The 12,554-nt window shown below is 61.9% G+C and carries 11 protein-coding genes; 7 read left to right on the top strand and 4 right to left on the bottom strand.

The window, feature by feature from the left end; all coding sequences use genetic code 11:
* Positions 1 to 43 precede the first annotated feature (43 nt).
* Positions 44 to 490: a DoxX family protein gene (locus tag ADU59_RS06625; RefSeq protein ID WP_068952952.1), complete on the top strand. Its 447-nt coding sequence runs from the start codon at positions 44 to 46 to the stop codon at positions 488 to 490.
* Between the two features lie 90 nt (positions 491 to 580).
* Here ADU59_RS06625 and ADU59_RS06620 read toward each other — a convergent pair whose 3' ends face one another.
* The 3 genes from ADU59_RS06620 to ADU59_RS06610 form a co-directional block, all read right to left on the bottom strand.
* Positions 581 to 1,198 carry a L,D-transpeptidase gene (locus tag ADU59_RS06620; protein ID WP_068952950.1) on the bottom strand — a complete coding sequence of 206 codons (618 nt, stop codon included), beginning with the start codon at positions 1,196 to 1,198 and terminating at the stop codon, positions 581 to 583.
* A gap of 128 nt (positions 1,199 to 1,326) precedes the next feature.
* Positions 1,327 to 2,004, bottom strand: a complete 678-nt coding sequence (locus ADU59_RS06615; protein ID WP_068952948.1) for a hypothetical protein — start codon at positions 2,002 to 2,004, stop codon at positions 1,327 to 1,329.
* The gene (locus tag ADU59_RS06610) at positions 2,004 to 3,668 is read right to left on the bottom strand and encodes an electron transfer flavoprotein-ubiquinone oxidoreductase (RefSeq protein ID WP_068952946.1); all 1,665 of its coding nucleotides are present in this window, start codon (positions 3,666 to 3,668) and stop codon (positions 2,004 to 2,006) included. Before ADU59_RS06610 ends, ADU59_RS06615 begins: the two co-directional genes overlap by 1 nt.
* Positions 3,669 to 4,118: 450 nt before the next feature.
* Between ADU59_RS06610 and ADU59_RS06605 the strand changes: the two genes are divergently transcribed.
* The 5 genes from ADU59_RS06605 (at position 4,119) to ADU59_RS06595 (ending at position 8,413) form a co-directional block, all read left to right on the top strand.
* Positions 4,119 to 5,417 carry an Hsp70 family protein gene (locus tag ADU59_RS06605; protein ID WP_068952944.1) on the top strand — a complete coding sequence of 433 codons (1,299 nt, stop codon included), beginning with the start codon at positions 4,119 to 4,121 and terminating at the stop codon, positions 5,415 to 5,417.
* A gap of 48 nt (positions 5,418 to 5,465) precedes the next feature.
* On the top strand, positions 5,466 to 6,365 hold the full coding sequence (locus ADU59_RS06600; protein ID WP_068952942.1) for a uracil-DNA glycosylase: 900 nt from the start codon (positions 5,466 to 5,468) through the stop codon (positions 6,363 to 6,365).
* 154 nt (positions 6,366 to 6,519) lie between these two features.
* On the top strand, positions 6,520 to 6,696 hold the full coding sequence (locus ADU59_RS30855) for a hypothetical protein (RefSeq protein WP_099050764.1): 177 nt from the start codon (positions 6,520 to 6,522) through the stop codon (positions 6,694 to 6,696).
* A gap of 65 nt (positions 6,697 to 6,761) precedes the next feature.
* Entirely contained in the window at positions 6,762 to 6,908 is a 147-nt protein-coding gene (locus ADU59_RS30850) for a hypothetical protein (protein WP_099050763.1), read from the top strand.
* Positions 6,909 to 7,132: 224 nt separating this feature from the next.
* Complete coding sequence (locus ADU59_RS06595; RefSeq protein WP_068953728.1) at positions 7,133 to 8,413, top strand: MFS transporter; 1,281 nt, start codon at positions 7,133 to 7,135, stop codon at positions 8,411 to 8,413.
* 33 nt (positions 8,414 to 8,446) lie between these two features.
* Here the strand turns inward: ADU59_RS06595 and ADU59_RS06590 are convergent, their stop codons facing one another.
* Positions 8,447 to 9,385 carry a DMT family transporter gene (locus ADU59_RS06590; RefSeq protein ID WP_068953727.1) on the bottom strand — a complete coding sequence of 313 codons (939 nt, stop codon included), beginning with the start codon at positions 9,383 to 9,385 and terminating at the stop codon, positions 8,447 to 8,449.
* Between the two features lie 503 nt (positions 9,386 to 9,888).
* Between ADU59_RS06590 and pepN the strand changes: the two genes are divergently transcribed.
* On the top strand, positions 9,889 to 12,537 hold the full coding sequence (gene pepN, locus ADU59_RS06585; RefSeq protein WP_068952940.1) for an aminopeptidase N: 2,649 nt from the start codon (positions 9,889 to 9,891) through the stop codon (positions 12,535 to 12,537).
* The last annotated feature ends 17 nt before the right edge of the window (positions 12,538 to 12,554 follow it).

Below are 12,554 nucleotides of genomic sequence, written 5' to 3'. Positions count from 1 at the left end.
CCGGTTCCCGGGGCAGTTTCATCACCTGCCACCGGAGAGAAAAATGCCTTCCTTTATCGATTCCCTTATCAGTTCCCGCGCGTTCGGCTATTTTGCCCGCACCGTTTTCACCTACATGTTCTGGGCAAGCGGTCTTGCCAAGCTGATCGACTTCAATGCCGGCGCAGCCGAGATGGCGCATTTCGGGCTCGAACCGGCTCCGCTGTTCAATATCGCCGTGATCATCACACAGCTCGGCGGCTCGGCCCTCGTCATCGCCAATCGCTGGACCTGGCTTGGTGCCGGCGCCCTTGCCGTCTTCACCCTGCTCACCATCCCGATCGCCCACACGTTCTGGACCATGCAGGAGCCGATCAAGACACTCGAATTCTATGTCGTCATGGAGCACATCACGGTGATCGGCGGCCTGATGGTGGTCGCGTGGAAATCGGCACCTGAACGTGCCCCCGTCCCTGCCACCCGCGCCGGCCTTGCGGAAATCAACGCGTAGCATTGCCAGCACGGACACGAGCGAGCACCTGCCGGACAGCCTCCGGCGGGTGCTTTTCGTCAACCCGGTTCCGGTGGTATCGGGCGGCGATCAGGCCTGCAGCACGACGACGCGGCCGCCGACGGTGGCGCGCTCGAACAGGTGGACGACATCGTGATTGAGCATGCGGACACAGCCGCTCGACATCGCCTGTCCGATCGACCAGGGCTGCGTGGTGCCGTGGATGCGGAACATCGTGTCGTTGCCGTTCTGATAGAGATAGATGGCTCTCGCACCGAGCGGGTTGTTCGGCCCGCCGGGAACGCCGCCGGCATATTTGAGGTTCCGGTCCGGATCGCGGCGGATCATGTTGTCCGTCGGCGTCCATGACGGCCATTCCGCCTTGCGGCCGATATAGGCCGAGCCTGCCAGCGCATAACCGTTGCGGCCGACGCCGATGCCGTAGCGCATGGCCCGTCCTTCACCCAGAACATGGTAAAGCCGCCGCGCCGGCGTATCGACGACGATGGTGCCCGCATCATATGGCGTCGCATAGGCCACCTCCTGCCGCCGCAGTTCCGGCTTGATCTTTTCAAGCGGCATGGCAGGCAGCGGAAACTTCTCGTCCGGCAGCGATGCATAGTTGGCCGCATGGTTCGGGCCATTGGTCGAGCAGCCGGCAAGAAGAGCAGACAGCCCGAGAAGCAGGCCACGGCGGGAGAGCGACATAAGCGGTTCCTTAACATCGGGTTGATGCAACCGAAATTAAGGAAAACATGGTTAATAGCCGGTTAAGGTTGCGGACCTGATTGGTCAACAAGTGCCTGTTTGAGTATGACGCTCAAACCATTTGTCGATTATTTGATTACACCCGCTATTCGCGGATCGTAATCCCCTTCGTCAATCAACGCCAGGAACTCGGCAGGCGTGAAATCCTCCCAAGCCTCTTGAGGCACGCGATCTTCTTTGGGGCGGGCAAGGGAATAGACCCCAAAGAAACCCGTCGACAGCTGCTCACGCACGGCAATTTTCTGAGCATCGGACAAACCCGAAAGTGCCTCGAAAGACCGCTCATCTTCGCTGTCCATGGACCAGACTAACCTGACCGAAGGAGTGCATATGTCGATGACTGGGTTCCAGCTTTGGCACACGCCGACAGTTACGTCGTCGCAGTTCCATACCTGCTTTCGCAGCACTTGAGCTGGCGTCATATCTTCGTGCAGGCAGTCGCCGGCCACGCGCAACGTCCGGCAAACCCCGACAAACTTCTTGTCCTGTGGTGGCAAATTACGCAGTTTTAAGCTTTGCAGCCGGTAAGGCGGCTCAGGCGCAAACCCGATCTCCAGATGACGGGAGTATCCCCAATACAGTGGCACCGGTTCATCATATGCGTCGGTGACCCACCAGTCAGGCGGTCCGAGAAGTGCGGAAATTTCCAGCATGGTGAGACCGAGGCTGAGCGGCCCCAATTCTCCGCTCAGCAAGAACGATCGCAACGACGCCGTATAACGCAGCGGCCTTTTGCCCATCTCCATCACATATTCGGATAAACCGGCCCTTCGCCGCCCTGTGGCGGCACCCAGTTGATGTTCTGGTTGGGGTCCTTGATGTCGCAGGTCTTGCAGTGGACACAGTTCTGGGCGTTGATGACGAAGACGTCCTCGCCGTCCTTCTCCACCCATTCGTAGACGCCGGCCGGACAGTAGCGGGTCGAGGGACCGGCATAGATGTCGTGCTCAGACGACTTCTGCAGCGCCATATCCTTGACCTTCAGATGCACCGGCTCGTTTTCCTCATGATTGGTGTTCGACAGGAACACCGAGGAGAGACGATCGAAGGTGAGCACGCCGTCCGGACGCGGATAATCGATCTTCTTGTGTTTGGCGGCCGGCTCCAGCGACTGCGCATCGGTCTTGCCGTGTTTCAGCGTGCCGAAGACGGAGAGGCCGAACAGCGTGTTGGTCCACATGTCGAGACCGCCCAAGGCGACACCAATCGCCGTGCCGAACCGCGACCACAGCGGCTTGACGTTGCGCACCTTTTTCAGGTCCTGGCCGATGGCGCTGTCGCGCCAGCCGTTCTCGATTTCCACCGGTTCATCATTGGCGCGGCCGGCCGCGATCGCATCGGCGATCTTTTCGGCCGAGAGGATGCCCGACAGAACCGCATTGTGGCTGCCCTTGATGCGCGGCAGGTTGACGAAGCCGGCCGAACAGCCGATCAGCGCACCGCCGGGGAAGGACAGCTTCGGCACCGACTGCCAGCCGCCCTCGGTGATCGCACGGGCGCCATAGGTCAGCCGCTTGCCGCCTTCAAAGGTGCCGCGGATCGCCGGATGCGTCTTGAAGCGCTGGAATTCCTCGAACGGATAGAGGTAGGGGTTCTTGTAGTTGAGATGGACGACGAAGCCGACGGCGACCAGATTGTCTTCCAGATGATAGAGGAAGGAACCGCCACCGGTCTTCATGCCGAGCGGCCAGCCGAAGGAATGCTGGACGAGGCCCTGCTTGTGGTTCTCCGGCTTGACCTGCCAGAGTTCCTTGATGCCGAGGCCGAATTTCTGCGGCTCGCGATCCTTCTGCAGGTCGAATTTGGCGATCAGCTGCTTGGCGAGCGAGCCGCGCACACCCTCGCCGATCAGCGTATACTTGCCGCGCAGCTCCATGCCGCGGGCAAAGTTGGGGCCCGGCTCGCCGTTCTTCTCGACGCCCATGTCGCCGGTGGCAACGCCGACGACGGCGCCCTCGTCATTGTAGAGCATTTCGGTGGCGGCAAAGCCCGGATAGATCTCGACGCCGAGCGCCTCGGCCTTTTCGGCAAGCCACCGACAGACGAGGCCGAGCGAGACGATATAGTTGCCGTGATTGCTCATCAGCGGCGGCATGGCGAAATTGGGCAGGCGGATCGAGCCGGCGGGACCAAGCAGCAGGAACTGGTCGTCCTTGACCTCGGTCCTGAAGGGATGCCCCTCCTCTTCACGCCAGCCCGGCAACAGCCGGTCGATGCCGATCGGATCGACCACCGCACCCGACAGGATATGCGCACCGACCTCGGCACCCTTTTCCAGAACAACCACCGAAAGCTCCGGATTGACCTGCTTCAGACGGATGGCGGCAGCCAAACCCGCAGGACCGGCGCCGACGATCACAACGTCGAAGTCCATGCTCTCGCGCTCGGGCAGGTCCTGTGGCTCGCTCATCTCATCGTCTCCAGTCATATCCCGGAATTCTTGTCCGGTTTTGTTCCCAATTCTTGATCTCCGTCATGGCAAATACGGCAGGACTTGTCGAGCCGATCTGCGACGACAGCCTTACGCATTTGCGCATGACATCATGCGGCAGGATACAAATATATTACGTGCACGTAAACGTAATATATCGTCGCAGCCGCATATAATCTTGGGATCGGCCACTTGCAGAAGTTGTCGCCGGCACCGGTTGCGCCACGCAGGTGGAATCGATGCCCCAACGATCATGGCCGCCTTGCTTTTGACCAGTCCCTATGCGAGGACGCGCCCTTCAAAACACGCAATCGCATTCGCGAGCAACCGCGAAAAGCAGCAATCCCGACCACCTATAGGCGACATAGGGCCACATGACACCGTGGCACCCTGGCGCGTGGCACGGACGCATGACCACTGGAGACCAACATGGCAAAAGCACTCGGCTTCGATTTCGGCACCACCAATTCGGTTCTGGCCGCTTCGCAGGGCGACACCACCCAGTCGCTGAGCTTTACCAGCGCGGCCGGCACCACCGATTCGATGCGCACCGCCCTGTCGTTCATGAAACATGCGCAGCTGGGCGCCGCCGCCGTCAAGATCGAGGCAGGCCAGGCGGCGATCCAGCAGTTCATCGACAATCCGGGCGAAGCGCGCTTCCTGCAGTCGATCAAGACCTTTGCCGCCAGTCCCCTGTTCCAGGGCACGCTGATCTTTGCCCGGCGCAACAGTTTCGAGGACCTGATGCGCTCCTTCCTCAGCCGGATCGCCGATTATGCCGGTGATGGCTGGGCTCAGGACTACAAACGCATCGTCGTCGGCCGGCCGGTGCGTTTTGCCGGCACCAGCCCGGACGAGACGCTAGCCCTGGAGCGCTACGGCCGGGCGCTGTCGTCCTTCGATTTTCCGGAAATCCATTATGTCTACGAACCGGTCGCAGCCGCCTTCTATTTCGCCCAGAACCTGAAGAAGGACGCTACCGTGCTGGTCGCCGATTTCGGCGGCGGCACCACCGACTATTCGATCATCCGCTTCGAAAGCCACGCGGGCAAGCTGACGGCCGTTCCGGTCGGCCATTCCGGCGTTGGCGTCGCCGGCGATCATTTCGACTTCCGCATCATCGACACGGTGGTCTCGCCGCTGATCGGCAAGGGCAGCCAGTTCAAGAGCTTCGACAAGCTGCTCGACGTTCCCTCCAGCTACTATGCCAATTTCGGCCGCTGGAACCAGCTGTCGATCTTCAAGACGCTGAAGGACTTTACCGATCTCAAGCAGCTGGTCCGCTCTGCCGTCGAGCCGGAAAAGCTCGAGGCCTTCGTCGATCTCGTCGATCACGACGAGGGCTATCCGCTCTATCAGGCGATCTCGGCCACCAAGATGCGGCTGTCGCACGCGGAGGAAACCGAGTTCTATTTCGCACCGCTTGGCGAAAAGAGCCGCCAGACGGTGCGCCGCAGCGATTTCGAAAGCTGGATCGCACCCGATCTCGCCCGGATCGAGGAAGCGCTGGACGAGGTCTTGGTCACAACCAACACGCTGCCCGACGGCATCGACAAGGTGTTCCTCACCGGCGGCACATCCTTCGTGCCCGCCATCCGCCGCATCTTCGAAAACCGTTTCGCGGCCGACCGCATCGAAAGCGGCGGCGAACTGCTTTCGATCGCCCACGGGCTGGCGCTGATCGGCGAGCGCGACGATATCGAGCGCTGGACGGCAATGGCGGCGTGACGTTCGAGGAGGCTTCCCTGCCTCCCCAAGCTTCTGTACAAGACAATCATGATCTCAACAGACACCATGAGCCCGGCCGAACTTGCCGCCCTTCTGCATTTCCATGCGGAAGCCGGGGTGGAATGGCTGCTGGAAGAGGAGCCCGTCGACCGGTTCGCGGAGTTCGCGCAGGCAAAGGCGTCGCGTGGCAATGGCGCGCCGCAAGCCATGCAAAAAACGCACAGCTCAGAGCAGAACGATGCGTCGCGTGCGCCGGTCGCCCGGGAAAGCGGCAATCGCACCGCCAGCAGGGCGCCCGCGGCACCCGCCGCCGCCCCGCAAATGGCCATTCCCGACGAGCAAGCCATTGCCGAAGCGCGGTTTGCGGCCGATTCCGCCCGGTCCCTGCCTGAACTGAAAAGCGCCATGGAGGCCTTTTCCGGCTGCAATCTCAGAAACAGCGCCCGCAACATGGTCTTTGCCGATGGCAACCCGTCGGCCGGCATCATGGTGATCGGCCCTGTGCCGAACGGTGACGACGACCGCGAGGGTGTTCCCTTTTCGGGCAAGCAGGGCCAGATGCTGGAGCGGATGCTGGCGGCGATCGGGCTCGACCGCTCGTCGGTGCTGCTCACCAATGTCATTCCCTGGCGGCCGCCCGGAAACCGCCCGCCGTCGTCGCGCGAAACCGATATCTGCCGTCCGTTCATCGAGCGCCAGATCATGCTGGCCGAGCCACGGCACCTGCTTGTGCTGGGCAATTTCGCCGCCCGGTTTTTCTTTGGCGGCAACGAGATGATCCACCATATGCGCGGCGAATGGCGCGATATTCCGGTCGGCGGACCGGCCGGTGGCGCAACGGTTCCGGCGCTTGCCACCCTGCACCCGCAGGACCTGATTTCGGCGCCCGCCAGCAAGCGGCTCGCTTGGCAGGATCTTCTCGCATTTCGCGCCCGGATTCGTGGTTAAAACCGGCTGAACGCTGCTCCTGCCCGATTTATAAACAAACGATGAAGAAAGCCATGCGGATTGCGCATACCAGCAACGCGAATGCATCCGTTGTGAAATCGATGCTGCGGTGCAATATAAAGCAACGGGGGGACTGGAATTAAGGAATTGAACCATGACTGCCCGTTTTCGCCCTCTGCACAGCAGTTTCGAAACGCTCCGCCACGCCGGCTCGGCCCTTCGCACGCCGTTCAACAGCTTCGGCTCGGCAGCAAACGAACAGATGACTGCCGCAGGCTACGGCCGCACGACGCGCCCGGCCCAGATTTTCGCGGAATTCATCCAGCGTTAAAAAACAAGGGTTTGCGCGCTCGCGCACCCTTGTTCTTGTCACCGCTTTCTCAAAGGTATCCGATCATGTCAGCATCCATCCGCTCGCTCCGGGTCCTCCTCGACGACATCGGCACCGCCGTGCGCGCCTCGCGCGAATACACGCGCCTGAGCCGGGAAGCCCCCGCGGCCAATGCCGACCGCCAGGCGGTCAGCGGTTTCCTGCCGAAGTAATTCTTGTCTCGCGGCCGCATCGCGGCCATTTCCCCGTTCTGCGCCACGCCCTGTCGCAATCGACAGCGCAGGAGAGATTGGTTAAAGCGACACTCGTTCTTTGATTCCAAGAGCGGCGTGCCGGGCGTTTCCCAGATCGTGCAATCCGCTCCAACCTTTTTCAGCGCATCCCTGACCGCTTGACCGTTTTCAAGCATCCGGCAGGCCGCGCATCCGGAGCCTTCATGCTGGCCAGCCTCAGATCCGTGTTCAGCCTGATGCTCTCGACGCTGCTGATGATGGTCGGCTTCGGGCTGGCAAGCTATGTGCTGCCGGTGCGCTCGGTCATCGAAGGCTGGTCGACGCTGACCATCTCGCTGATCGCCACCGGCTATACGCTGGGCTTCACCCTCTCCTGCATCATCACCCCGAAATTCGTGGCGCGCGTCGGCCATGTGCGGGTGTTCGCCGCGCTGATCACGCTGCTCAGCATTGCCATCCTGATGTGCGGGCTGGTGATCGACTGGCGGGCCTGGATCGTCTTTCGCGCCATTTCCGGCTTTGCGATTGCGGGAAGCTATCTGGTCATCGAGAGCTGGCTCAACGAGCGGGTGACCAATGAAAACCGGGGCATGCTGTTTTCGTGCTACCTGATCACCACCATGGTCGGCACCATCGGCGGCCAGTATCTGGTGCCGCTCGGCGACCCCACCAATTCGTCGCTGTTCATTCTGTGCGGCGTACTCTTTTCGCTGGCTCTGCTGCCGACGGCGCTGTCTTCCTCGGCCATGCCCGCGCCACCGGTGCAGGCGAGCTTCGATGTGCCGGGGCTGTTCCGCCGCTCGCCGGTTGCCGTCGTCGGCGCGTTTCTTGCGGGCGCGATGTCCGGCGCCTGGCTCAATCTCGGCGGCGTCTTTACCCAGAAGATCGGCCTTTCGACCGCCGAGGGCGCCACGCTCCTGGCAGCGCTGCTCGCAGGCAGCGCCATCTCGCAAATCCCGATCGGGCGGGCATCCGACAAGATGGACCGCCGCATCGTCATGGTCGGCTGCGGCATCGCCGGCGTCGTCTCCTGCCTGGCGATGGTCGCCTTCTCCGGTTCCAGCCCGCTGGTGCTCTATGTGATCGCGGCCTTCGTCGGCTCGGTGCTGTTTCCGATCTATGCGCTCAACGTGGCGCATGCCAACGACCTCGCCCGGCCGAACGAATATGTCGAGATCTCCTCGGGCATGATGATCACCTACGGCATCGGCACGATCTCGGGGCCGCTGATGGTCGGCCCGGTGATGGACCGGTTCGGTCCCGCCTCGCTGTTCATGGTGATCGCCGTCTATTTCGCGCTCTACGCCGCCTATGCGGCCTGGCGCATCGCCCAGCGCGGCCACACCGACGGGCTCGTTTCAAAATCCGATTTCCAGGCCAACACCGTGCCGACGCCCGGAACCGAAGCCGTCAACGCCATGAACCAGGCGGTGCGCCCGTCCGAACGGGTCGAAGACGACACGGCTCCGCCCCAATCGTCCTGACACCGCCCGCCAAACCGGTGGTGATCCCGATCGTTATCCCTGCGGCGTCACGTGCTTGCGGGCGCCCATGCGCTCCAGTCCCAGCTGATGCTCGCGGAAGATGATGAAGATGCCGGCCGCAACCACGATCGCCGTGCCGATCAGCATGACGCCGGTCGGAACCTCATCGAACAGGAAATAGCCGATCAGCAGGCCAAGCAGGATCGACGTGTATTCGAACGGCGCGATCGTCGACATGTCGGCATAGCGATAGCTCTGCGTCAAAAGGATCTGCGCGACACCGCCGCAAAATCCGGCCCCCATCAGAAGCAGGAAGGAATTCCACGGCAGCGGCTCCCAGCCGAAGGGCAGCGTCAGCAACGAGAAACAGGAGGCCGAGAGGGAGAAATACAGCACGATCGTATGCGTGCGCTCCTTGGCGATCAGCTTGCGCACCAGCACCATGGCGATGGCGCCAAGAGCAGCCGACAGGAGCACGGCCAGGGCGCCGAGTGCCTCCTGCGAACCAAAACCGCCGTCACGCAACAGCGTCACGCGCGGCCAGGTGATGATCATCACGCCGACAAGTCCGACCAGCACCGCCGACCAGCGATAGATCCGCACCGTTTCCTTGAGAAAGACAGCCGCAAAGACGACGGCCAGCAACGGCATGGCATAGCCGATGGCGATCGCCTCGGGCAACGGCAGGTGCACGAGACCATAAAAGCCGAAGCTCATGGCCAGAATACCGATGAAACCGCGCGCCAGATGGCCGAAAATATCCTTGGTGTGAAAGGCCGTGCGCAGATGTCCTTTGACCGCCAGATAACCCAGGATCGGCACCATCGCAAAAGCGGAGCGATAAAAAGTGATCTGGCCGGTGGCGATATCCGTTCCCGCCGCCTTGATCAGCGTGGACATGCAGACGAAAACCAGCACGGACAGAACCTTGAGGGAAATGCCCTTCATCGGGTGGGGAAATTCGGAATCCATGCGGGTCGCACTCATCGGACTGACGGCAGCGGGCCGGAAATCGATGCAAACGACGGGCTGCGGGGAAAATGCGATCGGAGAATCCGTCGCCAAGACCCCGTCACCTTAGCGTGCGATCCTCAAAAAAGGGATCAATTTTCGTGATGCACCGGGGAAATATTTGATGCCGCCACACGGATACCCTACGGTGGGCCATAACGGTTGGGGCGTGTCGAGGAGGGACGGCTCACCGCTCCATTCCACGGCAGGGACGGCAAGCCGGAAAATTGCATAAGCTGTGCCAAAAATACACGGCCGGTTTAAATATTGTTAGGGCGGATTTCGTAAGTCTCTGGTGCAAGCACAGCAACGGGACGGATCAGGCCCGCCGGAAGACGGCGTGCCCCAACGAAAACCGCCTCGCGATCACACCGGAAGCTCCGCGTTATCAGCGCAGCCTCTTCACCAAGACCAAGCCTCACCCTGGCGTCCTGACGCAGCGGGCGACGCAAGCGGGATGAACAATGCGGACAGATACGGGCGAAATCATTCATCTGGAAGACTATCGGCCGACGGATTTCGTCCTTGAGAGGGTGGATCTCACCTTCGAACTCGATCCCACGGAAACCAAGGTCGAAGCCCGGCTGATCTTTCACCGGCGCGAAGGCGTCAGCGCCGACGCACCGCTTGTACTGGACGGCGACGAGCTGACGATGACCGGCCTGCTGCTCGACCAGGAAGAGATCGCGGCTGCGAATTACGATGCGGCCGAACACACGCTGACCATCCGCCATCTGCCGGCGGCAGCGCCCTTCGAGATCACCATCACCACGCAGATCAACCCCGAGGCCAATACCACGCTGATGGGGCTCTACCGCACCAGCAATGTCTATTGCACCCAGTGCGAGGCGGAAGGCTTCCGCCGCATCACCTATTTCCCGGACCGGCCGGATGTGCTGGCCGTCTACACGGTCAACATCATCGCCGACAAGGCAAGCACGCCGCTTCTGCTCTCCAACGGCAACTATCTCGGCGGCGCCGGTATGGGCGACGGCCGGCATTTCGCCGCCTGGTTCGATCCGCATCCCAAGCCAAGCTACCTTTTTGCGCTGGTCGCCGGCGATCTCGGCGTCGTCGAGGACACGTTCACGACCCTGTCGGGCCGCGAGGTCGCGCTGAAAATCTATGTCGAGCACGGCAAGGAGCCACGCGCCACCTATGCCATGGATGCGCTGAAGCGATCGATGTCATGGGACGAGGAACGCTTCGGCCGCGAATACGACTTGGACATCTTCATGATCGTCGCCGTATCCGATTTCAACATGGGCGCCATGGAGAACAAGGGCCTGAATGTCTTCAACGACAAGTATGTCCTTGCCGATCCGGAAACCGCCACCGATGCCGACTATGCCAATATCGAGGCGATCATCGCGCATGAATATTTCCACAACTGGACCGGCAACCGCATCACCTGCCGCGACTGGTTCCAGCTTTGCCTGAAAGAAGGCCTGACGGTCTATCGCGACCACGAATTCTCGGCCGACCAGCGCTCGCGCACCGTCAAGCGCATCGCCGAGGTCCGCCATCTGAAGGCCGAGCAGTTTCCGGAGGATGCGGGCCCCCTCGCCCACCCCGTCCGGCCGACGAAATTCCGCGAGATCAACAACTTCTACACGACGACCGTCTATGAAAAGGGCAGCGAAGTCACCCGCATGATCGCCACGGTGCTCGGCGCGGACCTGTTCAAGAAGGGCATGGACCTTTATTTCGAGCGCCACGACGGACAGGCGGTAACGATCGAGGATTTCGTCGCCTGCTTTGCCGAGGTCAGCAAACGCGACCTGACGCAGTTTTCGCTCTGGTACCATCAGGCGGGCACGCCGCTCGTCAGCGCCTCCACAGCCTATGACGCCGCCAGGCAGACCCTGACGCTGTCGCTCGAGCAGATGGTGCCGCCGACGCCCGGACAGAGCAGCAAGGAACCGATGCATATTCCGTTGCGCATCGGGCTTTTGCTGGAAGACGGCACGGAGGCCCAGGTGACTTCGGTCAGCGGCGCCGAAATGACCGGCGACGTGCTGCATCTCGTCGAGCGCAAGCAGACCGTTGTCTTCGCCGGCATCACCTCGCGGCCCGTCCTGTCGCTGAACCGTGGCTTCTCTGCGCCGATCAACCTGCATTTCGAACAGACACCGGCCGATCGCGCCCATATCGCCAGATACGAAAGCGATCTCTTCGCCCGCTGGCAGGCGCTGAACGATCTTGCTCTTCCCAATCTGGTCGCCGCCGCCGCCAGTGCAAAGGCGGGTAAGCCCGTGCACTGCGATGCGTCGCTGATCGACGCCTTGCTGGCCGCAGCCGCCGACGGCGATCTCGAACCGGCTTTCCGGGCACAGGCACTGTCCCTGCCGAGCGAAGCCGACATCGCCCGCGAAATCGGTGGCAACAACGACCCGGACGCCATCCACGCAGGACGCCAGCAGATCATGTCGGCCATCGCGAAAGCCGGCCAGACGATCTTCGAAAAGCTCACCGACGAGATGGTGGTTTCCGGTCCGTTCAGCCCGGACGCGGCCAGCGCCGGACGCCGGGCGCTGCGCAACACCGCCCTCTCCTATCTCGTCTATGCCGAAAACCAGCCTGCCCGGGCGGTGGATGCCTTCAACGCCGCCAACAACATGACCGATCTCAGCCAGGCGCTGACGATCCTGGCGCACCGGTTCCCGGAATCGGCCGAGGCGGCGCAGGCCCTTGCCACGTTCAAGGCGCGCTTTGCCGACAATGCGCTCGTGATCGACAAGTGGTTCACCATCCAGGCGACCATCCCCGGTGCGGCAGCGCTGAACCGTGTCACGGCGCTGATGGCCGATCCGCTGTTCAACGGCTCCAACCCGAACCGGGTCCGGGCGCTTGTCGGCACCTTCGCCTTCTCGAACCCGACCGGGTTCAACCGTGCCGATGGTGAAGGCTACCGCTTCCTCGCCCGCCAGATCCTCGATATCGACACGCGCAATCCGCAGCTTGCCGCGCGCATCCTCACCTCGATGCGGTCGTGGCGTTCGCTCGAAGACGTCCGCGCCGGGCATGCCCGCAACGCGCTGCGCGACATCACGGCCGGCAAGAAGCTGTCCGCCGATGTCAGCGACATCGTCGAGCGCATGCTCAAAGGATAGAAAATATCAAGAGGAAA

It is taken from the genome of Pararhizobium polonicum (assembly GCF_001687365.1).
Classification (GTDB): Bacteria; Pseudomonadota; Alphaproteobacteria; order Rhizobiales; family Rhizobiaceae; genus Pararhizobium; species Pararhizobium polonicum.
The sequence above is the reverse complement of the archived record's forward strand: the minus strand, read 5'-3'. Positions and strand labels throughout refer to the sequence as shown.